At 54.4% G+C, this 24,259-nt stretch carries 14 protein-coding genes and 1 tRNA gene; 8 read left to right on the top strand and 7 right to left on the bottom strand.

What is annotated here, in order from left to right:
* Nucleotides 1–5: 5 nt before the first annotated feature.
* Complete coding sequence (locus tag AC0LWE_RS19045) at nucleotides 6–12,401, top strand: hemagglutinin repeat-containing protein (RefSeq protein ID WP_474266016.1); 12,396 nt, start codon at nucleotides 6–8, stop codon at nucleotides 12,399–12,401.
* Nucleotide 12,402: 1 nt separating this feature from the next.
* A complete protein-coding gene (locus tag AC0LWE_RS19040; protein ID WP_219347209.1) occupies nucleotides 12,403–12,867 on the top strand; it encodes a hypothetical protein in 465 nt (154 codons plus the stop codon).
* A gap of 299 nt (nucleotides 12,868–13,166) precedes the next feature.
* Here the strand turns inward: AC0LWE_RS19040 and AC0LWE_RS19035 are convergent, their stop codons facing one another.
* The 3 genes from AC0LWE_RS19035 to AC0LWE_RS19025 form a co-directional block, all read right to left on the bottom strand.
* Nucleotides 13,167–14,126, bottom strand: coding sequence for a YbgA family protein (locus AC0LWE_RS19035; RefSeq protein WP_202668256.1), 960 nt, complete (start codon nucleotides 14,124–14,126; stop codon nucleotides 13,167–13,169).
* A gap of 161 nt (nucleotides 14,127–14,287) precedes the next feature.
* Nucleotides 14,288–14,698, bottom strand: a complete 411-nt coding sequence (gene uraH / locus AC0LWE_RS19030; protein ID WP_059180520.1) for a hydroxyisourate hydrolase — start codon at nucleotides 14,696–14,698, stop codon at nucleotides 14,288–14,290.
* 97 nt (nucleotides 14,699–14,795) lie between these two features.
* Nucleotides 14,796–15,524, bottom strand: coding sequence for a MerR family transcriptional regulator (locus tag AC0LWE_RS19025; protein ID WP_011915332.1), 729 nt, complete (start codon nucleotides 15,522–15,524; stop codon nucleotides 14,796–14,798).
* Nucleotides 15,525–15,749: 225 nt separating this feature from the next.
* Between AC0LWE_RS19025 and AC0LWE_RS19020 the strand changes: the two genes are divergently transcribed.
* Both AC0LWE_RS19020 and AC0LWE_RS19015 read left to right on the top strand, forming a co-directional pair.
* A complete protein-coding gene (locus tag AC0LWE_RS19020) occupies nucleotides 15,750–16,274 on the top strand; it encodes a lipocalin family protein (protein WP_059180518.1) in 525 nt (174 codons plus the stop codon).
* Between the two features lie 93 nt (nucleotides 16,275–16,367).
* Nucleotides 16,368–17,366, top strand: a complete 999-nt coding sequence (locus AC0LWE_RS19015) for a class I SAM-dependent methyltransferase (RefSeq protein ID WP_219347208.1) — start codon at nucleotides 16,368–16,370, stop codon at nucleotides 17,364–17,366.
* A gap of 68 nt (nucleotides 17,367–17,434) precedes the next feature.
* Here AC0LWE_RS19015 and AC0LWE_RS19010 read toward each other — a convergent pair whose 3' ends face one another.
* The 3 genes from AC0LWE_RS19010 to AC0LWE_RS19000 form a co-directional block, all read right to left on the bottom strand.
* Nucleotides 17,435–17,734 (bottom strand): helix-turn-helix domain-containing protein, encoded by a 300-nt coding sequence (locus AC0LWE_RS19010; RefSeq protein ID WP_202694508.1) that lies wholly within the window; start codon nucleotides 17,732–17,734, stop codon nucleotides 17,435–17,437.
* On the bottom strand, nucleotides 17,718–18,080 hold the full coding sequence (locus AC0LWE_RS19005; RefSeq protein WP_202668260.1) for a type II toxin-antitoxin system RelE/ParE family toxin: 363 nt from the start codon (nucleotides 18,078–18,080) through the stop codon (nucleotides 17,718–17,720). The genes AC0LWE_RS19010 and AC0LWE_RS19005 overlap by 17 nt, the downstream gene beginning before the upstream one ends.
* 184 nt (nucleotides 18,081–18,264) lie before the next feature.
* Nucleotides 18,265–18,555: a SymE family type I addiction module toxin gene (locus AC0LWE_RS19000; protein ID WP_219347207.1), complete on the bottom strand. Its 291-nt coding sequence runs from the start codon at nucleotides 18,553–18,555 to the stop codon at nucleotides 18,265–18,267.
* Nucleotides 18,556–18,680: 125 nt separating this feature from the next.
* Between AC0LWE_RS19000 and AC0LWE_RS18995 the strand changes: the two genes are divergently transcribed.
* Together AC0LWE_RS18995 and AC0LWE_RS18990 are read left to right on the top strand one after the other, a co-directional pair.
* Nucleotides 18,681–18,872 (top strand): toxin-antitoxin system HicB family antitoxin, encoded by a 192-nt coding sequence (locus AC0LWE_RS18995; protein WP_219347206.1) that lies wholly within the window; start codon nucleotides 18,681–18,683, stop codon nucleotides 18,870–18,872.
* A 45-nt stretch (nucleotides 18,873–18,917) separates the two neighbouring features.
* Nucleotides 18,918–20,129, top strand: coding sequence for a DUF3644 domain-containing protein (locus AC0LWE_RS18990; protein ID WP_219347205.1), 1,212 nt, complete (start codon nucleotides 18,918–18,920; stop codon nucleotides 20,127–20,129).
* Nucleotides 20,130–20,136: 7 nt separating this feature from the next.
* On the opposite strand, the gene AC0LWE_RS18985 is transcribed toward AC0LWE_RS18990, so the two are convergent.
* Nucleotides 20,137–20,231 (bottom strand) — tRNA-Sec (locus AC0LWE_RS18985).
* A 287-nt stretch (nucleotides 20,232–20,518) separates the two neighbouring features.
* Here AC0LWE_RS18985 and AC0LWE_RS18980 point away from each other — a divergent pair.
* Together AC0LWE_RS18980 and yicI are read left to right on the top strand one after the other, a co-directional pair.
* Nucleotides 20,519–21,913, top strand: coding sequence for a glycoside-pentoside-hexuronide family transporter (locus tag AC0LWE_RS18980; protein WP_219347204.1), 1,395 nt, complete (start codon nucleotides 20,519–20,521; stop codon nucleotides 21,911–21,913).
* A gap of 11 nt (nucleotides 21,914–21,924) precedes the next feature.
* Nucleotides 21,925–24,243 carry an alpha-xylosidase gene (yicI, locus tag AC0LWE_RS18975; protein WP_219347203.1) on the top strand — a complete coding sequence of 773 codons (2,319 nt, stop codon included), beginning with the start codon at nucleotides 21,925–21,927 and terminating at the stop codon, nucleotides 24,241–24,243.
* Nucleotides 24,244–24,259: the final 16 nt, after the last annotated feature.

Here is a 24,259-nt window from a genome sequence, read left to right as displayed (position 1 = left end):
CGACTATGGCTACCCGTCACCCTCCTGTTCGTTTCTCTCAGCGTCTGATTAGCTGGGTCGTCTGCGGCGTAATGATCTGGCAGCCGATGGCACCGGCTTTTGCGGCGGTAATGACGCCGACCGGCAACACCACGATGGACAAGGCCGGGAACGGCGTGCCGGTGGTGAATATCGCCACGCCGAACGGGGCGGGGATTTCCCATAACCAGTTCAACAGCTACAACGTCGGCAAAGAGGGCGTGATCCTCAATAACGCGACCGATCGCCTGACCGCAACCCAGCTCGGCGGCCTGATCCAGAACAACCCCAATTTGCAGGCGGGGCGTGAAGCGAAAGGGATTATCAACGAAGTGACGGGCGGGAGCCGCTCGCAGCTTCAGGGCTATACCGAAGTCGGCGGGAAAGCGGCGAACGTCATGGTCGCCAACCCTTACGGAATTACGTGTAACGGCTGCGGATTCATCAATACGCCGAATGTGACCTTAACCACTGGTAAGCCGCAGTTTGATGCCAGCGGTAATTTGATGGCGCTGGACGTCACCAAAGGGGCGATTACGGTTGAAGGTCAGGGGCTGGATGCCAGCAAAAGCGATGCACTGTCGATAATCTCCCGCGCGACCGAGGTCAATGCGGCCATTCACGCCAACGATCTGAGCGTTACCGCCGGTGCGAATCGTGTGAGCGCGGACGGCAGCGTCAAAGCGATTGCCGGACAGGGTGCGACGCCGACCGTGGCGGTTGATACGGGTGCACTGGGCGGGATGTACGCAAACCGCATTCGTCTGGTGTCGAGCGATAAAGGCGTGGGCGTTAACCTCGGGAATCTTAACGCGCGGCAGGGCGATATTCAGCTCGATGCCAGCGGCAAACTGACGGTCGCCAACAGTCTTGCCAGCGGATCGCTAACCGCGAAAGGCGCAGGCGTGACGCTCAACGGCAGCCAACAGGCGGGCGGCGCGCTGAACGTTGCCAGTACGCAGGACATGATGCTCAACAACGCGTCGCTCACCAGCGGCGGCGAGATGCGCCTCACGAGCGACGGCAAACTCCAGGCGACTGGCGGCGGAGCGACCAGCAAAGGCGCGCTGACGGTAAACAGCAGCCAGGATATGGCGCTGACGAATGCCAGGCTGGTGGGCCAGGGAAATACCACGCTCAGCAGCAACGGTAAGCTGAACATCAACGGCGGTGGCGTATCGGGCAACGGCGCCGCGCTGGTTGTCTCCAGTCAGAAAGAGATGACGCTCACCAACACGACGCTGGTTGGGCAGGGAAAAATGACGCTGGCGGCCGGCGACAACCTGACCGTTAACGGCGGCAGCCTGAGCAGTCGCGGTGAACTCAGCGTCACCAGCGGACAGGGCATGACTGTCACCAACGCGGCGGTGGGCAGCGATGCCAGCACTACGCTAACCAGCGGCGGAACGCTTACGGCGAACGCCGGGTCGTTGTCGGCGGGTAAAGATCTCACGCTTAAAGGCCAACAGCTGGTGCTGGACAACCGCAACCGCGCGGATGCCAGCGGTAACGTTCGTCTTGAAGGTGAAAATCTAACGAATCAGGGGCAAATCAATGCCGCTGGCGATCTGGCGATCTCCGGCAATAGCGTTGATAACAGCGGCCAACTGGCGGCAAAAGGTCGGGTTGATGCGCAAACGCGCGCGCTGAATAACAGCGGTTCGCTGCAGGGCAACGGCGTCACGCTGCAAGGTCAAACCCTCACCAATAAAGGCACGCTGCAAAGCGGCAGCCAGCTGGCGATCAATGCCGGGACGCTAAACCAGCAGGGTATGCTCAGTGCCAAAGGGGACGTTGATCTCAACGTCAGCGAAACGCTGCAAAACAGCGGCGATTTGCTCGCTGATGGCGGGCTAACGGTCAAAACCGGCGCGCTGGCGCAAAACGGTTTGCTTTCAGGAGCGAAAGCGCTGAGCGTCAACGCCGACAGTCTCACCAGCGGCAAAGGGTCGCGCACCACCAGCCAGGGCAATATCCAGCTGACTGCCGCGCAGCTCGCGGATCTTAATGGCCAGACGGATGCCGCAGGAGCGCTGAACGTCAGCGCCAAAAATCTGAAGACTCGCGCGGATGCACATCTCCAGAGCGGCCAGGATCTGACGTTGCAGGCGCAAAACGTCACGCTCAACGGCATTCAGGCGGTGAAAGGGGCGCTTAACGTTACGGCGCAGACGCTCGACCACGACGGTCAATCAACAGCGAAAACGCTGACGTTTAGCGCCACAGAAGGGATTACCAGCGGCGGCGAATTCACGGCGGACAGTATTTCTCTGCACGGACAACGCATCACCCACAGCGGCATCGCGAAAGCCAAAAATATCACTTTTACCGCCCCGGAATTCATCACGTCCAGCGGAACGCTGGTGGCCGACGGCCTGACCCTTGACGGGCAGCGCATCACCAACAGCGGTCTGCTGCAGGCGAATACCCAGTTCAACCTGCACGCCGATGCGCTGGATAACCTTGCCAGCGGTGCGCTGTACAGCGTTCGCGATCTGACGCTCGATCTGCCGGAACTCACCAACCAGGGACTGATCACCACCGATGGAAATCTGTGGCTGAAGGGCAATGCCCTGACTAACGCCGGCGAAATTAACGGCGTCAATCTGCGTCTCGATAACGCCAGCCTGGCGAATCAGACGGCGGGTCGTTTGCTGGCAGATGACCAGTTGAATGTTATGGGCACGGCGCTGGTTAACGACGGTCAGATGGCGGCGAACACCCTGCAGCTGACGGCAGATAGCCTGCAAAACCACGGCGTGATGCAGGGCGATAAGGCGCTGACGCTGAACGCCGCAGAGATACACAACAGCGGTGCGTTGCTCAGCGACGGCACGCTGGATCTGCGCGGCGCATCGTTTGAGAACGCAGGTGAGCTGAGCGCCACCGATCTGCTTTTCACGCTGACGCGCCAGATGAATAACCGCGCTGACGGTAAAATTATCGCCAAAAAAGGCCTGACGCTCACCGCGCCAGAGCTGCTCAACAGCGGGCTGCTGGCGGGGGCAAACACCCAACTCAACGCGGGCGCTATTCTCAACAGCGGGACGCTGCAAGGGACAAACGCGCTGACCGCAACGGGCAAACGGCTTGAAAACCAACAGTCGGGCAAGCTGCTCTCCGGCGGTGAACTGCATCTGCAAAACGCCACGTTGACCAACGCCGGTTTGTTGCAGGGCAAAACCCTCAACCTGGCGACGGGCGAGTGGATCAACAGCGGCAACGCGCTGGGCGAAGCGGGCGTGACGGCAAAGGTCAGCGGATCGTTCTCTAATCAGGGCAGCGTGCTGAGCCAGCAGCAGCTCGATCTGAACGCCACCAACATCACAAACCAGGGACAATTGCTGGCGAAAGTGTTGACGCTGCACGGCGATCTGCTCAACAGCGGGCTGTTGCAGGGCAGCGATGCGTTGGCCTGGACGGGAGACCAGTTTACTAACCAGGCGCAGGGCCAGGTGACGGGTGGTGAAACGCTGACGCTTTCCGGAACCAGTCTGAACAATGAGGGGCAAATTCAGTCGCGCGACGCGGCGCTCACTGCCGACACGCTGACCAACAGCGGCTCGGTGCAGGCGTTGGATCGCCTGAAACTCAACGTCGACGGGCGGCTGGATAATCAGGGCGCGATGCTCAGCCAAAATCTGTTTGAACTGACGGCGGCGCAGCTGTTTAACGACGGCCAGCTGGCAGCCAAATCGTTGACGCTCAACACCCCGCAGCTTACCAACACCGGCACCCTGCAGGGTAACGACAGCCTGACGCTGACAACCCGCAGCCTGACGAACGCGCAGAGCGGACAGCTGGTCAGCGGCGGTGCGCTGGATCTGGATCTCGATAAGCTCGACAACGCCGGGCTGATGCAGGTAAATCAGCGCTTCACGCTGAAGGGAAAGGATCTGCTTAACCGCGGCGATATTCAGGCGGATGCGCTGGATTTTGCGCTCAGCAAAACGCTGAATAATCAGGGTAGCATTGTGGCCAAAAACGGCGCGACGCTGAACGCGCCAACGCTGACCAACAGCGGAACGCTGGCGGGGAAAACCTTGTCCCTGAGCGGCACGGATATTCGCAACAGCGGGCTGGTTCAGGGCAATGACAACGCCGACGCGACGGCCAGCCGTATCACCAACGACGCGGCGGGCAAGTGGATTTCTGGCGGGGCGCTGACGCTCAACGGCGGCCAGCTGACGAATGCTGGCGCAGTACAGGGGGCGACGATTGGCCTCACGGCGACGTCGCTGGACAACGGCGGAACACTCAACGGACTCAACGGATTCACCGGGACGTTCAGCGGCAAACTGACCAACAGCGGACAGATCCAGAGCGGCCGCGCGCTGAATTTCAGCGCTGACAGCATCCTCAACCCGGGCCGTATGACCGGTAAAACCCTGGCGCTGAATGCCCGCGATCTCACTAACAGCGGGCTATGGCAGGGCTCGGATGGCCTGACGCTGACCGGGGATACGCTTGCCACCACGGCGACCTCCCGCACGCTGACCGGCGGCACGTTAACGCTGGATGCAGGCCAATTGACCACGCAGGGCACGCTTCAGGGCAACAGCGTCGAGGTCACGTCTGACGGCTGGACGCACGGCGGAACGCTTCTGAGCCTGGGCGGATTGACCGCGAATGTTGGTGGGACGCTCACCTCAAACGGGTCGCTGATGAGCAAAGGCGCGGCGGACGTGACGGCGCAAACGCTGGATAACCGTGGGCAATTGCTCGGCGAAGGCGACGTGACGCTCGGCGGCGCGATGCTGAAAAACAGCGGCACGGTGCAGGGGAAAAATCTCGCCCTGCATCAGACCAGCATCAACAACCAGGGAACGTTGACCGGGCTGGACAGCCTGACGATCGACGCCCGTCAGCAGCTGATGGCGCGTATGGCGATGGCCGCGCCGCAGCAGGAGTTAATCAACGGTGCGAGCGGCGCGCTGCTCACGCAGGGCACGCTGAATATCACGTCCGGGGCCGTGACGAACGCCGGAAGTTGGCAGGGACAAAACATTCTGCTTAACGCTCAGTCGCTGACGAACAGCGGCGCGGTGCAGAGTGCTGATGCGCTGCAATTGACGCTGGCGAATACTCTGACCAGCAGTGCGGGCAGCAAAATTACCGCGATGGGCACGGCGACGCTGCAGGCGCTGTCGCTCAGCAATCAGGGGCAGTGGGCGGCCAAAAATCTAACGCTGAAAGGCACGACGCTCAGCAACAGCGGTGCGATCAGCGGCGTTAACGGCCTCACGCTGGCGCAAACGGGGGCAGTAACTCAGCAGCAGAGCGGGACGATGCTCTCCGGCGGGGCGCTGAATGTGAACGCTCAGTCCGTCAGCAACGACGGCAAAATTCAGGGTGCGACGCTCGGGGTCACCACCGGTGCGTTGACCAACAACGGGCGTTTGCAGGGCGATAACGGCGTCACGCTTGGCCTCAGCGGCAATTTGACCAATAACGCGGGCGGGGAAATTGTCAGCCGTCAGGCGCTGACGGTAACGACCCCTTCCCTGTTTAACTACGGGCTGATACAGGGCGGCGGCGAAACCAGCGTCACCGCTACCAGCCAGGCGCGGAACGACGGCAAACTGTTGTCCGGCGCGCGCTTCACGCTGACCACGCCGCAGTACACCGGCGCGGGCTGGCTGCAGGCGACGAATCTCATTTTGAACGCCGCGACTGCCACCAACAGCGGCACCTGGGTCGCCGATCGGGCGACGCTGACGGGCAACACCCTTACCCATCAGGGCACTACACAGGCGGGCACGCTTGCCGTGAATTACACCCAGTTGACCAACAGCGGCACGCTGCTGGGCAATACGCAGCTGACGATTGATGCCGATCAGGTGAATCAGAACGCAGCGGGTAAACTGTTCAGCGGCGGCGATCTGTGGCTCGACAGCAAAGGGCTGGATGTTGTCGGGCAGGTCGTCTCGCTCGGCAATTTGACCTTAAAACTTACCAACGCGTTTACCAGTAAAACGGCGCTGGCCGCGGGTAAAACGCTCGCGATCAGCAGCAATGGGGCGATCGATAACCGCAGCGTGATGCAGGGGCAGGCCGTCAATCTGACGGCGGGTGGGCAGTTAACGAATAACGGACAGATCACCACCGGAACCGGAGCGAGCACGCTTTCCGGCAGTACCGTGGCGCTTAACGGTGCGGGGACCATTCAGGGCGGCGGCGATATCAACATTGCCAGCCGCGGCAATATTACCGTTGACGGTTTTACCGGCACGCGCGGTTCCCTGACGCTCAGCGCGCCGGGTTCCATCATCAACACCGCGCTGCTGTACGCTGCCAATAATCTGGCGTTGTACGCCAACATCATCACCAACCAGCGCGGCGATATCCTCGCCGGAAATAACCTGTGGATGCAGAAAGACGCGGCGGGAAATGCCAACAGCCAGGTGACTAATACGTCGGGGAATATCGAGACCACGCGCGGTGATATCACTATTCGTACAGCGCAACTGCTAAATGAACGTGAGGGGTTAACTTCAGCATTTTCAACAATAGATAACCCTCTCAATATGGATGGCTTAGGTGATTCATTAATTTCAATTTCAATTGATAAAATGGCAGATGGAAGTTATGGCATAGTTTATTTCCCGGAAACTGAACATTGTTCTGCCGCAGGACATAATGGATCTGGTAATTGTTCCACAAGGCCAGCATCTGCGTCATATCGCCCATTCGCTTCTGGTCTTGTGCAAAAATTTGCTCAAAAGCAAACTACTAGTACAGTTTCAGCCAACGGGGGAGCTGCTCGCATTAGTTCGGGTAGCAATCTGACAATTTACTCCGGAAAATTGGAGAATAACGCTAGCGCTATTCTGGCAAATAAAAACATCTCTCTTTCTGGTAATACGCTATCAAATCAGTCATGGGAGAATTCAACTTCAACTGATTACCTCATTTATACTTATCAGTATGAAGTTCCTGATGATATTAAGTCCGTCGAAAATTACAGTTATTCAACCAAGCCAGAAAAAAAACTGATCTCAAATTACAAACTCACTGATAGAACTACAGAAAGTGTTGTTGGTTCTGTCTATCGCGCCGTCATTCAAGCCGGTGGCAACGTTACGGCAAACTTCTCCAATGACATCAGCAACACCAATACCACAGCCAATGCGGGCGGCGTCAGCAATAGCATTTCCGCGCCATCGCTGAACACGCTCAGCAATAAAGCAATCGGCAGCGGGGCGCAAAAGCAGAGCCTGGCGAATACCGGAACGGTGGCGGTCAATTCACCGGAATGGAACGATCAGCTCCAGGGCGCGTTGCAGCAGATCAACGGCGGCGGCGCGCTGGACAGCAACGGCGCGAGTAACACCGCGCTGACCAACATTTCCACCTCCCAAAAAGGCAACGCCAACCTCGGCAAACTGGGCAGCCTGGCGAACGCGGGCGTTACGACCGCGGCGCTGAACAGCGCCACAGGCGGCGCGACGGGGCAGTACCAGGGTAAAACCGTGGATACCAGCGCCTACCCGCTGCCGTCAGGCAACAACGGCTATTTTGTGATTTCGGATAACCCGAAAAGCCCGTACCTGATTAACATCAACCCGAAACTCAACGACCTCGGGAAACTGGATCCGGCGCTGTTTACCGACCTGAATGCACTGCTCGGTGTTAAACCATCGACAGCTGCACCACAAGAAACGCGCATCGCGTATACCGATGAAAAACAGGTGCTCGGCTCGTCCTATATGCTGGGACGTCTGAACCTCAACCCGGACTACGACTACCGCTTCCTCGGCGATGCGGCGTTTGATACCCGCTACGTCAGCAACACTGTGCTCAATCAGACCGGCAACCGCTATCTGAACGGTATCGGCTCCGATCTCGATCAGATGCGCTATCTGATGGACAACGCCGCCGCGCAGCAGCAGGCGCTCGGCCTGCAGTTTGGCGTCTCGCTCAACGCCGATCAGATTGCTGCGCTCGACCACAGCATCATCTGGTGGGAAAAAGCGACCATCAACGGCGAAACGGTGATGGTGCCGAAGGTTTACCTGTCGCCGAAAGATGTCACCGTCAATAACGGTAGCGTGATTGCCGGCAACAACGTCACCCTGAAAAGCGGCAACATCACCAACAGCGGCAGCTCCCTGCTGGCCAATAACAGCCTGACGATCGACAGCCAGAACAGCATCAGCAACCTCAACGACGGCCTGATGAAAGCGGGCGGCGCGCTGAACCTCAGCGCTATAGGCGATATCAATAATATCAGCTCAACCATCAGCGGTAAGACGGTGGCGCTGGAGAGCCTGGACGGCAGCATCAATAACCTGACGCTGGCGGACCAGATTGATATCAATGCGAAGGGCAAACGCAACAATGTGACGATCAAAGACACCGTGCTGGGCACCACGGCGTCGATTACCGCGCAGGATTCACTGTCGCTGGAGGCGGGGAAAAACATCACCGTCACCGGCGCGAACCTGGCATCCGGCGGCGATATGCTGCTGAATGCGTGGGGCGATATCGCCGTCAACGCCAATCAGGTGAATGACGCCTACAGCTCTGCTCAGGCCAAAACCAGCCGTTCATCCGTGACGTATCAGGGAAGTAGCGTCAGCGCGGGCGGCGATCTCATCGTCAATGCCGGACACAATATCGATCTCACTGCCAGCGACGTCAAAGTCGGCGGCAGGGCGGGACTGAGCGCGGGCAACGATCTGAACCTGAACGCGGCGCAAACCAGCGAAAGCAGTCGTAAAGGGAAGAGTGAATCGCACAGCACCGACGTCGATCGCACGACGATTTCCGCAGGTGAAAACCTGGTGCTGAAAGCCGGACAGGACATCAACGCACAGGCGGCAGCGCTGGCGGCGGAGAAAAACGTCGGGCTTCAGGCCGGACGCGATGTGAATCTCGTGGCCCAAGAGACCCGCGAAGGCGACAGCTACAAGTCGAGCAAGAAAACCGTTATTAACGAGTCCGTGCGCCAGCAGGGAACCGAAATCGCCAGCGGCGGCAACACCGCGATTATCGCCGGACGTGATGTGAATGCGCAGGCCACGCAGGTGACCGCGCAGGGCGATATCGGTGTGGCTGCGGGTCACGACGTTAATCTGACGACGGCGACGGAAAGCGATTACTACTACAAAGAGCAAACCAAAACCAAGAGCGGTTTCCTCAGCAAAAAAACCACCCATACCATCCAGGAAAGCAGTGCGACACGCGAAGCCGGAACGCTGCTGAGCGGGGATAACGTGAAGGTCACGGCGGGAAATAACCTGCTGGTGCAAGGCTCTTCGGTGGTCGGCGACGGTGAAGTGGGGCTGAAAGCCGGTAACAACGTCGATATTGTGGCGGCGACCAACAGCAACACCGACTGGCGCTTCAAAGAGGAGAAAAAAAGCGGCCTGATGGGAACCGGCGGAATTGGTTTCACCATCGGCAGCAGTAAATCCACGCACGATCTGCGCGAAAGCGGCACGACCCAAAGCCAAAGCTTTAGCACCGTGGGCTCAACGGGCGGCAATGTTGATATCGCGGCCGGTAATCAGCTCCATGTCGGCGGTGCGGATCTGGTGGCAGGCAAAGATCTCGCGCTGAAGGGCGATAGCGTCATCATCGAACCGGGGCACGATAAACGCACGCGCGATGAGACGTTTGAACAAAAAGCCAGCGGCCTGACAGTCGCCCTTTCGGGTGCGGTAGGGAGCGCGATTAACAGCGCGGTGCAGTCGGCGCAGGCAGCGAAAGAGGAGAGCGATGGTCGCGTGGCGGCGTTGCAGGCTACAAAAGCGGTGCTCTCCGGCGTGCAGGCGGGACAGGGTGCGGTCGTGGCGCAGCAGACGGGCGATCCGGCTAACGGCTTTGGCGTCAGCATTTCTCTGACCACGCAAAAATCAAAATCGCAGAATCATGCTGAAAGCGATGTGGCGGCGGGTAGCACGCTGAATGCGGGCGGTAACCTGGCGATCACCGCGACGGGCAAAGGTAAAAGCGAACACAGCGGCGATGTGGTGATCGCAGGCAGCCAGCTGAAAGCGGGTGGTGACACGTCGTTGAATGCAGAAAATGACATTCTGCTGACGGGCGCGGCCAATACGCAGAAATCCACCGGGAAAAATAGCAGCAGCGGCGGTGGTGTGGGAGTGAGTATTGGCGGTGGCAGCGGCGGGGCCGGGATCAGTGTTTTCGCCAACGTTAACGCGGCAAAAGGCAATGAAAAAGGCAACGGCACTTCCTGGACTGAAACCACGCTGGACAGCGGCGGCACGGTGTCGATGACCAGCGGACGTGACGCCATTCTGAACGGCGCGCAGGTTAACGGCGATAAAATCGTTGCGGATATTGGCCGCGATCTGTGGATGAGCAGCCAGCAGGACAGCAACGATTTCAAATCGAAGCAGACTAGCGTGGCGGCAGGCGGCAGCTTCACTTTCGGCAGTATGACTGGCTCCGGCTACATCAGCGCCAGCCAGGACAAAATGAAGAGCACCTATGATTCGGTGCAGGAGCAGACCGGGCTGTTCGCGGGCAACGGTGGCTTTGATGTGACGGTTGGACGCCACACTCAGCTGGACGGTGCGGTGATCGCCTCGACGGCATCGGCGGATAAAAACAGTCTGGATACCGGCACGCTCGGCTTTAGCGATCTGCAAAATGAAGCAGATTATAAAGTGAGCCATACGGGGATCAGCCTGAGCAGCAGTAAGCCATCGGGCGGTGATTTTTCGATGGGTGGGATGATTTCAGCGGCAAGCCATAGTGGGCATGCAGAGGGCACCACCCAGGCCGCGGTGGCGAACGGTACCATCACCGTGCGCGATACCGCTAACCAGAAGCAAGATGTGGCAAACCTCAGCCGCGATACCGAAAACGCCAACGACAGCATCAGCCCGATCTTCGACAAAGAGAAAGAGCAAAATCGCCTGAAAACGGTTGGCCTGATTAGCGATATTGGTAGCCAGGCAGCGGATATTGCCAAAACCCAAGGCGATATCTATGCCCTGGAAGCGGCGAAAAAAGAGGTGCCTGCCCTTAAGGAAAACGCCACAGATAAAGAGCGCGAACAGTATGTGAAGGATTTGCGCAGTTCCCCGGCTTATCAAAAAGAGATGGCGAACTTTGGTACGGGCAGTACTCTCCAGCGCGGTATTCAGTCGGTAACAGCAGCGCTTCAAGGGCTGGCAGGCGGCAATATCGCTGGCGCACTGGCGGGAGCGTCTGCTCCGGAACTGGCTAACATTATCGGTCATCATATGGGTATTGATGATGACCCAGCGACCAAAGCGATTGCCCACGCCATTCTTGGCGGTGTAGTGGCCTCGCTTCAGGGGAACAATGCTGCATCAGGCGCTGTGGGTGCGGCGTCGGGGGAACTGATCGCCGCTGCGATTAAAGATGCTTATTACCCTGGAAAATCTGTTAGTCAATTGAGCGAAGAAGAGAAGCAAACCATCAGTACGCTTGCTTCAATATCTGCAGGTATTGCGGGTGGAATTGCGGGCGGAGATACAGTCTCGGCTGCGAACGGAGCGCAAGCAGGTAAGAATTCTGCTGAAAATAATTTCCTCAGTAACGGAAGCCCCCAGAAGTATGTTGAGAAGTTAATGGGCTGCCAGGGGGGCGTGAAATGTGAGCAGGACATCCGTAAGGAAATGGCTAAAGAGTCATCGGAAAATGTTCAGAAGCTCAAGGCCTGCTGGGACGCCGGTGATACAGCTTGTGTCGCGAAAATGCGCACTCAAATTGAGCTGAGTCAGCAAGCTTATACCGACCTACGTAAGCTCGATGATACGGTTGGACGTACCTACGAAACATCTGCAAATTGGTACGCAGATATTATCGATCAATGTTCTGGAAAATGCGGCTGGCTAGAGGCTGCGTTGGCGAAAACGACAGCCGAGGGTCTTACCAACGCCGTATATGGTGCACTGGGTTCAGGCAATCTACCTAAGCCAGGCCAGACAGTTAAACCGCTTGAGCCAGTGACTAACCCTCCAGTACAGCTTGAACGCCCAACGACATCAGGACTCAAGCTCACTTCAGATCCTGATAAAACAACAACTGTACTTGGAACTTTCCGTGATGATACAGAAGCCATTATCAAAGAGCTTAGGTTACCCAAATCGACCGATCTTGGTGGTAGAAAAGGTGGATTCAATTTATTAAATACTCCTGATGAATTATATCAAAACCCGACTCAGTTCTGGAAAGAGTATAATAAACCGTGGCTTGATAACGCTATTGCCAGGAACGATCCAATCGTGCTTGCAACTAAACCAACAAATGATAATTTGTACCGACTGGACAGTGTCACTGGAAAACAAGAAATGACTGGTTTTGGAAGGGAATTTAACTACCTTAGTGAGAACGGTTATTCTTTCGACAGTAAAACAATGCAAATGATTAAGGGAAAATAAAATGAACCAATATCTAGAATCATTTTGCGATATTTTTGCGGAAGCCATTGAACGTTATAGGTTTGATGTAAATGCAACTGATGAAGATACTATCGTACTTGCTCAGAAAACTTATCAACTAAAGTTCGTTATGTGGCGAGAGGCGGTTGAAGTCAGCTTTTGTGAGTTAAAAACCGATAATAGTGTTCTGGTATACAATGTGAGAGATTTTATAATTACACAAATGAAGGATGAAGATCGCGCTATACCAGAAAACGCAGTGCAGCCTGGAGGGAGTGAGGTTTATAAACGAAATATCTGCAGTCTCTTTCATTTTTCAAATGCTTTGAAAAATAGACTTCCATCAATGTTGAAAGGAAATATGGATTGGCTGGAGTTATACGAAAAATCAGAATGGTATCGCGAACCGAAATATGAAAAATGCAGTGTGAAATGCCATGCAAAAAAAGACGATTTAATTGATTAAAAAATTAAGAAGTATGGGTGATGATTCATTTATGAGGGAAATTACTTTTTGCATTGGTTTCTCTATGGGTGACAGGAGCTTTTATCACATAAATGGTTGGGCGTTTGCTCAATGCCAGTCGCCCTACGGCGAGAAAAGGCAATTGCTTAGAATTATGATTGGCTTACATCGCCGCTTTTTGTTTATTGTGAAACGCCACATGCCATGCTGCAAACAAAAAAAGACGACAGTGAGGATGTCGTCTAAAGGTATTACGTGTTCGGACCTCTCGGGCTAGGGGCCTTCGCGTTATGAAATCGTCAGGCGATCGCCAGGCGCAGGCCCAGCTCATCGGGATAGGGGTTAAAGTAGTTTTGCGTCAGGAGATAATCGTCCGGATGCTCGGCCAGATAGTGCTTCAGCAGCGTCAGCGGTGCGAGAATCGGTAACAATCCGGCGCGATAGTTCAGGATCACTTCACGCAGCTCGAGGCGCTGGCGCGTGTTGAGCTGTTCGCGGAAATAGCCCTGGATATGCATCAGCACGTTGGTGTGATTTTTCCGGGTGGCGGGCTTTTTCAGAATCGCCATCAGCTTTTCCCGATAGGCTTCGAAAAAAGCGTCCAGATCTTTCCATTCATGCATGGCGGCAACGAACGGCCCAATCTCACGGTATCCGGCTTGATTGTGTGCCAGCAGCTGCAGCTTGTAGCGGCTGTGATAGGCCAGAAGCGCACGGCGGGTCAGGCCGCTGGCGCGTACGGCGTTCAGCTCGTGAAGGGCAAAAACGCGCGCAATGAAATTCTCCCGCAGCACCGGATCGTGCAAGCGTCCGTCCTCTTCCACCGGCAACCACGGATACCGCGCCATCATGGCGGCGGTAAATATGCCACTTTCTTCCTTCGCGCCTCGATTCCCCGCTTCATCATAAACTCTCACCCGCTCCATACCGCAACTTGGCGATTTGGCGCAGACGATAAATCCATCCAGATTCGCGATTGACGGTAAATATTGCGCGGCAAAATCCGCCATTTTATCGGTCACATCGTCATGGGGAGCATGGGTGAAGCGCATGCGAATATCGCCGACAGGCGTTTTCACCAGGCGCAGAGCAGGTCGTGGGACAGGCAGGCCAATCGCCATCTCGGGGCAAACCGGTTTGAACGTTACCTCTTTTGCCAGGGCGTCCATCACAAAACCCATCCGTTTGTGGCCGCCATCAAAGCGCACGGCCGATCCGGTCAGGCATCCGCTGATACCGAGTACGGGTTGATTGTTCATGACGTCACCTCTGGCTACCTGTTATAGGCTGATGAAAACAGTATAGCTAAAACTTAGACAAATGTGTTTTATTGTCTAAGTTTTATTGAGGTTTAATTTAATTTATCTTAATAATCAATGCTTTTGTGGCGTTTATTTTTAGTTTAAACGCCACAAGTTGTTTAGCTTCCTTTGTAAGTGGAGTAGCCGTACTGGCTCAGCAGCAGAGGGATATGCAGCTTTTCATTGGTGCGGGTGACGGTGAATTGCACCGGGATTTCCGGGAAGAATGAATCCAGCTTTTGGCTGCGGAAGTATTCGCTGGTTTTGAACGTCACTTTGTAAACCCCTGGCTGCATATCCTGCTCCTGCGGATAAAGCGATTTGATGCGTCCGTCAGGGTCGGTTTTCGCGCTTGCCAGCGTGGTCCAGCTGTTCTGCTGCTGTTTTTCCAGCGTTACGGTGACGTCAGGTGAGGGTAACCCGGTCTGCTGATTAAGAATGTGCACGCTCAACGTGCCGACCGGGGCGCTAAACGCCGCCGGTATGAATGCCAGAGAAGAGAGAACAATAAGGCCAGAAATCTTATTCATGTTGAAATCCTGTCAGATGAAAATAACAGGAAAAATTTAGCACTCTACGGGAAAAATAATATTCAACTTTCCGTGATAACTGGTACGTCCGTTATTTTTACAAGGTAACGACCTCGAGGAAATTAACCTGTTCGCGCCATTTCTCTATTTGCTTTTTACGTGCAATGGTTAATTTGCCACTGGTGATCAGCAGCCATTGGCGTTCGGGAAACATTTCAGGTGCCAGCGCCGCAGGCGAAAGCGGAAGCACATCGATACGATGGCCCTGGCCGGTGCGCTTGAGCGCTTCGAGCCAGATTTCACACGGGTCGGTGAGGTGCCAGCCGGTCAGCAGGAAATTATCGCCGCGCGCTTTGCGATCGCCTTCCAGACAAAACGAGGTGTAGGAAATAATAATGCCGTCCAGCACTTCCCGCAGCGTCATCATGGTCGGGGTGTTGGCCGAGACAGAACTGCGCAGCGGCCGCAGGACTTGCGTCACCAGTTCCGGGCGCGGATATTCACGGCCCGCATCGTAAATCAGCTGGCGCAATGATTCGATTTTGCCTTCTCTGAGCCGCTGGAGCATCGACTCCTGCAATGTGACCCAGTTGTTGGTCCGGCGTGCGCCAGGGCGCGCCAGCAGCGGTTTGACCTGACTGACGGGCACGCCTTTTTTCACCCAGTCGAGAATTTTGAGCGCCTGTTGCACATCGTCATCGCTGTAAAGCCGATGCCCGCCATCGGTGCGCAGCGGTTTCAGCAGACCATAGCGGCTCTGCCATGCCCGAAGCGTGGTGGCGTTGATTCCGCAAAGTCTGGCGAATTCGCCGATGGAGTAAGACATGGATACGTCCGATCAGAAAGATTAGTCTCAATATACTACGAATATTCGTCGGCTGAATGAAGAGCCTGATGCGTGCACTACACTTATACCCGTCATACTTCACGTTGCAGGGGTGTTGGCATTACTCGTTTTCTCCAGTCAAGTTTTTGACTCACTGTGTCGCCGCCTTCCTGCAACTCGAATTATTTTGGGTATATCTCCCACGAGCATATGAAAGGAGTTCACATGAAGCTATGGCCCGTTTTGACAGGCGTTGCGATCGCCTTGACGCTGGTTGCCTGCCAATCCCCGACGCCACCGAAAGGCGTTAAGCCTATCACCCACTTTGATGCCGGGCGCTATCTGGGCAAATGGTATGAAGTTGCCCGTCTGGAAAACCGCTTTGAGCGCGGGCTTGAGCAGGTCACTGCCACGTACGGTAAGCGCAGCGACGGCGGAATAAGCGTGCTCAACCGGGGCTACGATCCGGTGAAAAACAAATGGAACGAGAGCGAAGGTAAAGCGTATTTCACCGGTGAGCCGACCACCGCCGCGCTGAAAGTTTCTTTCTTCGGGCCTTTCTATGGCGGCTATAACGTGATCGCGCTGGATGATGAGTACCAATATGCGCTGGTAAGCGGTCCGAACCGCGACTATCTGTGGATTTTGTCGCGCACGCCGACCATTCCGGACGCTGTGAAGCAGGATTACGTGAGCATCGCTCGCGGCCTGGGGTTCCGCGTCGACCAACTGGTGTGGGTGAAGCAGTAGCATAACGCGCGGCGTCATTTCGTGCTTTTTTCGTAGGGCAATGGCGCGGCGCGTAGATAGACTTCCGTTTAGGGTCGAACGGGAGATAACGAGATGAACTGGCAACCTTTTCGCGGTGACGCGCCGAAAAACATGACGATTTTTAGCGCGTCATTTCCCGATATTAGCGATCAATGGCCGATGAGAGACGACGTTGTCAGAGAGATCAACGCGCTCAATCAGGCCATGAAGGCTAACCCCGAACTCTTGCCGCCGCTGCTTGAGGAGGGCGAGAATGGGTTACCAAAGCTGACTCCGCGGCATGCCTGGTCTGAACAGGCGTATCGCACACGTCCGGCGATGGCGGCCTGGCGTGCACGGCTTGTCCCCAAGGCGTTAGCGCTGTTTGTGGTGCAAAATCCGCTGGAAGAACGGCTGCCGGAAGGCACCAAAATGGACAGCGAAAGCCGCCAGTGGTTTATTCACGCTAATGATGCCATCGGCGTACGCTCGCGCGCGCAGGTGCTGGCTGCACTGGTCGAAAAATACATCCAAAACGATATCGAAAGCGACTGGATAAGCCTGGCGAGCGGCGCGGCAATCCCGGTGCTGGAGGCGCTGCGCACCGCAAAACTGGATGGGCAAAAAGTACATCTTACGCTCGTGGATAACGACCCTGTCGCCTTGCGGTGGGCCGAGACAATGGCGGCGCAGGAGGGGTTAAACGTGGGGGATCAACTGACGCTGCTGAATCGCCATCTGCTTCATCAATTTATCCGCAACGACGATCTGCTGCTCGAGCTGGGCGAGCATCAGGCCGAACTGGTGGATGCGCTGGGGATTTTCGAATATTTCAACGATGCCGACGCGGTGATTTTCCTGCAGCGCGCTCTGCGGCTGGTCAAACCCGGCGGAGCGGTGATTGTGTCGAATATGCTCACGACCAGCCCGCAGATTGATTTTATCCTCCGCTGCATCGGCTGGGCACCCATCTTCCCGCGCTCGCTACAGCAGTTGCAGGACATTCATATCGCGGCAGGTGTGCCGCCGGAAAACGTCACCGTGGTGGTGCCGAAAGACGGGGTGTATGCGGTGCTGGAGGTGCGGGCTTGAGCGTTTGATTCCCTCTCCCGGCGGGAGAGGGTTGGGGGGAAACATGCGACGTTGATGCAGGAAAAAATCTAAATATGAAAGGCTACGCGTTTTCCTGTCGGAAGCTCAACATTCAGGCTCAGTTTTCCACCCATCGCTTCGATGTAGCGTTTTAGCGTGGCGATTTTTAGTTCATTACCGCGTTGTTCAAGCTGTGTGACTGCGGGTTGGCTGATTCCCATTAATTCTGCGACAGCCTTCTGCGATAGTTTCAATTCTTCGCGCATCATCTGTAAACCAGTTTCCAGAATCATCTCGTCAGCCATTTCTTTGATTCGCTTTTGGCTTTCGGGTGAGCGAGAAGCAATCACTTCATTTAAGGTTTTCATTTTGTTGCCCCCAGGTTGCCAGGTGAGTTGAAAATTCCTCATCTGCGATGCGGATCAGTCGTTCATAAAACATTTTGTCGCCACGCTTATCGCCAGCACAAAGCATAATCGCCTGGCGGATGGGATCGAACGCAAAGAAGGCGCGAATCGGACGGCCTGAATATTGAATACGTAACTCCTTCATATTCTTATGCCGGGAGCCTTTTACTGTATCGACCCAAGGGCGGGCAAGATGTGGTCCGTAGTTTTGCAGATTGAGCAGGTCCACAAATACCTTTTCCTGTAACCCTTCATCTTGCTCATATAGCCATTGCTCAAATACGTGTCCCAGAAGTACCGTCCACATGCGTTCGTCCATGATAAGCTGTAGCTTATAATTAGAAGCATATAAGCTGTGGTTTATAATTGCAATGGCTGCCTTTGACGGCCATCGCATCTCAGATGAAAAAGTATGACAAAGATTGGCAACCAACCTGATAAGGGAATGGTGATATTGCGAGCATGCTTCAGAGCTATCTCAATCGGTGAGATTAATGCTTCTGTAACAGCGCCCCTTCAATTCCTTTCAATTTCGCCTGCGCCTGTTTTAATTCACCCAGCAACCGCTGTTCCAGCTCGTTGTAAGCCAGCAGAACGATGCACCCGTTCATGACTTTGACCGTCAACTGTTGCCCGGTTTCAAATCCTGCGGCGCGCAGCCATTTGCCAGAAAGCATGATATTCGGCGTGGATTTATCGAGAGCTTGCGGGCGATATCCCACAATTATCGTGCGCTCAGTTCCGGTTTCTGCGGCGTCTGGGGTAGAATGCGAATCAGCCATAATCAACTCCTTGATAGTTGGTGAGGTTAGACGCTTCGTTTGTGTTCGAGCACATCGAAGCGTTGTTTAAAAGGAGGATTAAGTGGCCTCCTAATTATGTTTAGACTAGTTGGATAGGTGGCCCCATGTCAATCATATCGCGCGAAAAAAAACCAAAAGGCGGCGGACAATCTCCGCAGTTTAAAATGCGTATTGATCCGGCATTGAAAGAACAGTTGGATGCTGTAGCTGCTGAGGAAGGGGTGAGTCTTGCCAGTTGGTTGAAGGAGCTGGCGAGGGGGGCTTTGGTGAAAAAAGGTATAGTTCCTAAAGGATGATTAGATTCTTTTTGAAATTGCTTAGTAAATTACACGGAGTTTTTTATGCCACGCACAGCCAATCAACTTAAATTATTAAACGCTCTTAGAAGAAATGAAAAAAATAAGACAATTTTTACACTGATAGAGTTAGCAAATGAAACTGGCTATACGCTAAATAGCATAAGAAAGTACATTAATGAAAAATTAAATGGTCGTTATGTTCATACTATTGATGGGAAGGTATGGAATTGCGAAGGAATCCATAATCTATCTAACGATGATTTTATATCTTTAATGTCACAATCTTTGAGAGCTCAAAAACTAACTCCTGAAACTAAAATTTATAAGTCGTTGCTTAAAAGAAGTCTGGATGCATTTATTTTATCTCTAGAGATCTATAATAGGCCAAGTTTAGATAATCGAGTAGAGGCATTTTGCATATTATCTGTAAATGCATGGGAGCTTTTATTAAAGGCAGAGCTAATTAAATCTAATGGAATGGAGTCTGTGTTTTATCGGAATGGTTTCTCCATATGTATTTCGGATGCAATTAACAAATGCTTACAGCAAGCTGACCCAGTCAAGAAAAATCTTGAAACCTTAATTGAACTCAGGGATGGTGCGATACATCTTCTTCTGCCAGAGCTGCAGCCAGAATTATCACGCCTATTTCAGGCTAATGTTTTAAATTATCAACAAAGATATTTGAGTGAAACGGGAATGTCACCTTTGGCCGGGCAAAGTGTTGGAATGCTCAGTCTTGTCGTGGATGGACCTAGAGGGGATGTTGCTACAATAAAAGAGAATTATGGAGAGATGACTGCAAATATTGCACAAAGTTTCCTAACTCGATTCTATAATACAACCAAAGAACAAAATTCTAATGCATTCAGTATATCAATTGAGTATAAGCTCACATTAACGAAGTCTGAAAAAGAAAGTGATCTCTCCCTAGGTTTAGGTAACAATGGCAGTAATGCAATTATTATAAGGGAAACAAGAGATCCTGATATCACTCACCCTTATTACCAAGGCCCGGCAATTGAAAGAATTAATTCATTGCAAAATTTACAAATAATCACTAAATATTCTTTCACTGCAATAATTAAAAAAAATAATATTCAAAAAATCAAGCGCTCTGATATGCATTACACGATTGATAAGCGACATCGTTATTCAGAGAAATTTATACAGTGGGTTGTCAAGAATTTAGAGCAACCTAAGTGGTTAGATGATTCGATTTCGTACTATAAAAAAATAATCAAGAAGAAATAATTAATTTTGGCGGAAGATCACAGGAGTCGAACCTGCCCGGGACCGCTGGCGGCCCCAACTGGATTTGAAATCCAGCCACCTCACCGGAGATGACGATCTTCCGCGCCTCGATTGCTACATGGAGGCGGAGCGCAGTATAGCTACTTTCAATCGTTTACCCCATCCTTTCGCACATCTTTTTCACGTCTCTTTTGATCTGCATTAATTCGTTTACCTTAAATATTAAGAAAATCCTCAGGTTATCTTTGCGTGCGGCGAGTTTTAACGCGATCACAAAAAAGAAGAATCGTAAGTTATTAACCAGAAAACAGAATACCTGCTCTATCAGCGATGGTTTACAACGTCTGTAACCGGTCTCAGCGCCCCTACAGCGTCAAAGGATTAAAACAATGAAGAGCGAAGTCTTGTCTGTTAAGGAAAAGATTGGCTATGGCATGGGAGATGCCGCCAGTCATATTATCTTTGATAACGTCATGTTGTATATGATGTTTTTCTATACCGATATTTTCGGTATCCCTGCCGGGTTTGTCGGCACCATGTTCCTGCTGGCGCGTGCGCTGGATGCGATTTCGGACCCCTGTATGGGCCTGCTGGCCGACCGTACCCGCAGCCGCTGGGGCAAATTCCGTCCGTGGATTTTGTTTGGCGCGATCCCGTTTGGCCTGGTTTGCGTGCTGGCTTACACCACGCCCGATCTCAGCCTGAATGGCAAAATGATCTACGCCGCCGTCACCTACACGCTGCTGACGCTGCTTTATACCGTGGTCAACATCCCTTATTGCGCGCTTGGCGGCGTCATTACTAACGATCCGACGCAGCGTATCTCCCTGCAGTCGTGGCGCTTTGTGCTGGCGACCGCGGGCGGCATGCTCTCAACGGTGCTGATGATGCCGCTGGTGAATCTGATTGGCGGCGACGATAAGGCTCTGGGCTTCCAGGGCGGGATCGCCGTGCTGTCGGTGGTGGCCTTCCTGATGCTGGCGTTCTGCTTCTTTACCACCAAAGAGCGTATCCAGGTGCCGCCGAGCACCACATCTATGCGCGAAGACCTGCGTGATATCTGGCAAAACGACCAGTGGCGTATCGTGGGCGTGCTCACCATTCTCAACATTCTCGCGGTGTGCGTGCGCGGTGGGGCGATGATGTATTACTGCACCTGGATTATCGGCTCGCCGGAAATCTTCGTCGCGTTCCTCACCACCTATTGCGTCGGCAACCTCATCGGCTCCGCGCTGGCTAAGCCGCTCACCGACTGGAAATGCAAAGTCAGCGTCTTCTGGTGGACCAACGCCCTGCTGGCGGTGGCGAGCGTGGCGATGTTCTTCGTGCCGATGCACGCCACGGTAATGATGTTCAGCTTTATCTTCGTGATTGGCGTGCTGCATCAACTGGTGACGCCAATTCAGTGGGTGATGATGTCCGACACCGTCGATTACGGCGAGTGGACCAACGGTAAACGCCTCACCGGCATCAGCTTTGCCGGGACGCTGTTCGTGCTGAAGCTGGGACTGGCGCTGGGTGGCGCATTGATCGGCTGGATGCTTGCAGGAGGCGGTTATGATGCCGCAGCCAAAACGCAAAACGGCGCCACCCTCAACATCATCATCGGCCTGTTCACGCTGGCGCCAGCGCTGTGCTACGTGCTGAGCGCGATTGTCGCCAAACGCTATTACACCCTGAAAACCCCCTTCCTGACCAAAATCATGGGCGAGCTGGCGCAAGGCGCGCGGCGCAACCAGCAGGAATTTGAAAATGTGCCGGTCAGCAAAGAAGTGCAGAATTAAGAGGACGAAAGATGAAAATCAGTGATGGAAACTGGCTCATTCAGCCGGGTCTGAACGTGACGTATCCAGTACAGGTGTTTGACGTGGAGCAGCAGGGCAACGACCTGGTGGTGTACGTGGCGCCGCGTGACGTGCGTGAGCGCACCTGGCAGCTCGATACCTTGATGTTTACGGTGCGCCTGTTTGCTCCGCAGGAAGGGATCGTCGGCGTGCGTATCGAGCATTTCCAGGGCGCGCTGGATAACGGCCCGCATTATCCGCTCAATGTTCTGAAAGACGTAAACGTGCAGATCGAGAACAACGCAGAATTTGCCGAGCTGAAAAGCGGAAGCATCAGCGCGCGGGTGACCAAAGGCGAATCCTGGGCGCTGGATTTCCTGCGTGACGGGCAGCGGATCACCGGCAGTCAGCTCAAAAATAACGGCTACGTGCATGACGGCAACACCGACCGTAATTATGTGTTTGAGCGTCTGGATTTGGGCGTCGGTGAAGCAGTGTACGGCTTGGGAGAGCGTTTCACGGCGCTGGTGCGTAACGGCCAGACCGTCGAAACCTGGAACCGCGACGGCGGCACCAGCACTGAACAGTCGTATAAAAATATCCCGTTCTATCTCACCAATCGCGGCTACGGCGTGCTGGTGAATCATTCGGAGAACGTGTCGTTTGAAGTGGGTTCCGAAAAAGTCTCAAAAGTGCAGTTCAGCGTTGAAGGCGAATATCTGGAATATTTCGTGATCGACGGGCCGACGCCGAAAGCGGTGCTGGATCGCTATACGCAGTTTACTGGCCGTCCCGCGTTGCCGCCGGCCTGGTCGTTTGGCCTGTGGCTCACCACGTCGTTTACGACGAATTATGACGAAACGACGGTGAACAGCTTTATCGACGGTATGGCCGAGCGCGACCTGCCGCTGCACGTGTTCCATTTCGACTGCTTCTGGATGAAGGCGTTCCAGTGGTGCGATTTTGAGTGGGACCCGGTGACGTTCCCCGATCCCGAAGGGATGATTCGCCGTCTCAAGGACAAAGGGCTGAAAGTCTGCGTGTGGATTAACCCGTATATCGGCCAGAAATCTCCGGTGTTCCAGGAACTGAAAGATAAGGGCTATTTGCTGAAGCGCCCGGATGGCTCGGTGTGGCAGTGGGATAAGTGGCAGCCGGGGCTGGCAATTTACGATTTTACAAATCCAGACGCCTGCAAATGGTACGCCGACAAGCTGAAAGGCCTGGTGGATATCGGTGTCGATTGCTTCAAGACGGACTTTGGTGAGCGTATCCCGACCGATGTGCTGTGGCATGACGGTTCCGATCCGCAGAAGATGCACAACCATTACGCCTATATCTATAACGAGCTGGTGTGGAACGTGCTGAAAGAGACCATAGGCGAAGAAGAGGCGGTGCTGTTTGCGCGTTCCGCATCCGTCGGTGCGCAGAAATTCCCGGTGCACTGGGGCGGCGACTGCTATGCCAACTATGAATCGATGGCGGAAAGCCTGCGCGGTGGGCTGTCTATCGGCCTGTCGGGCTTTGGCTTCTGGAGTCATGATATTGGCGGGTTTGAAAACACGGCACCGGCGGATGTCTATAAGCGCTGGTGTGCGTTCGGGCTGTTGTCGAGTCACAGCCGCCTGCACGGAAGTAAATCCTATCGTGTGCCGTGGGCGTACGATGACGAGTCGTGTGATGTGGTGCGCCATTTCACGCAGCTGAAATGCCGGATGATGCCGTACCTGTACCGCCAGGCGGCGCTGGCCCGCGAGTGTGGTACGCCGATGCTGCGCGCGATGATGCTGGAATTCCCGGACGATCCGGCGTGCGATTATCTCGATCGCCAGTACATGCTGGGTGATTCCATCGCGGTTGCGCCGGTCTTTACTTCAGCGGGCGATGTACAGTTTTATCTGCCGGAAGGCCGCTGGACACATCTGTGGCATAACGACGAAGTGCAGGGCAGCCGCTGGCATACGCAGCAGCACGACTTCCACAGCCTGCCTGTCTATGTGCGCGAAAATACCTTGCTGGCGCTCGGCAATAATCGCCAGAAACCTGATTATGCGTGGAGCGACGGGACACAATTCCAGCTGTTTAGTCTGGCGGACGGGTGTACGGCGAGAAGCGAAGTACCTGCGGCGGACGGCTCGGTAGTGTTTACGCTGGTGGCATCTCGTATTGGTGACAAAGTGACGTTTAGCGCTACAGGCAAGGCGCTGAACTGGTCGATTTGTCTGCGTAACGTGCAGCGGATCAGCGGCGTGACGGGCGGTTCTCAGGCTGGAAGCGAGTGGGGCGTGGTGGTGAGCGCCCAGGGAAATGAGGTGATCGTTACGCTGTAGTGCTGCGTTTTCTCAT

This window comes from Lelliottia sp. RD5, from assembly GCF_056032945.1.
The sequence above is the reverse complement of the archived record's forward strand: the minus strand, read 5'-3'. Positions and strand labels throughout refer to the sequence as shown.

Bases quoted from the DNA above. Each gene is read 5' to 3' on its own strand.
- AC0LWE_RS19035 (WP_202668256.1), bottom strand. From the start codon at position 14,126: ATGAACAATCAACCCGTACTCGGTATCAGCGGATGCCTGACCGGATCG.
- AC0LWE_RS18990 (WP_219347205.1), top strand. From the start codon at position 18,918: ATGCCACGCACAGCCAATCAACTTAAATTATTAAACGCTCTTAGAAGA.
- AC0LWE_RS19005 (WP_202668260.1), bottom strand. From the start codon at position 18,080: ATGTGGACGGTACTTCTGGGACACGTATTTGAGCAATGGCTATATGAG.
- AC0LWE_RS19045 (WP_474266016.1), top strand. From the start codon at position 6: ATGGCTACCCGTCACCCTCCTGTTCGTTTCTCTCAGCGTCTGATTAGC.
- AC0LWE_RS18995 (WP_219347206.1), top strand. From the start codon at position 18,681: ATGTCAATCATATCGCGCGAAAAAAAACCAAAAGGCGGCGGACAATCT.
- AC0LWE_RS19025 (WP_011915332.1), bottom strand. From the start codon at position 15,524: ATGTCTTACTCCATCGGCGAATTCGCCAGACTTTGCGGAATCAACGCC.
- yicI (WP_219347203.1), top strand. From the start codon at position 21,925: ATGAAAATCAGTGATGGAAACTGGCTCATTCAGCCGGGTCTGAACGTG.
- AC0LWE_RS19000 (WP_219347207.1), bottom strand. From the start codon at position 18,555: ATGGCTGATTCGCATTCTACCCCAGACGCCGCAGAAACCGGAACTGAG.
- AC0LWE_RS19010 (WP_202694508.1), bottom strand. From the start codon at position 17,734: ATGAAAACCTTAAATGAAGTGATTGCTTCTCGCTCACCCGAAAGCCAA.
- AC0LWE_RS19015 (WP_219347208.1), top strand. From the start codon at position 16,368: ATGAACTGGCAACCTTTTCGCGGTGACGCGCCGAAAAACATGACGATT.
- AC0LWE_RS18980 (WP_219347204.1), top strand. From the start codon at position 20,519: ATGAAGAGCGAAGTCTTGTCTGTTAAGGAAAAGATTGGCTATGGCATG.
- AC0LWE_RS19020 (WP_059180518.1), top strand. From the start codon at position 15,750: ATGAAGCTATGGCCCGTTTTGACAGGCGTTGCGATCGCCTTGACGCTG.
- uraH (WP_059180520.1), bottom strand. From the start codon at position 14,698: ATGAATAAGATTTCTGGCCTTATTGTTCTCTCTTCTCTGGCATTCATA.
- AC0LWE_RS19040 (WP_219347209.1), top strand. From the start codon at position 12,403: ATGAACCAATATCTAGAATCATTTTGCGATATTTTTGCGGAAGCCATT.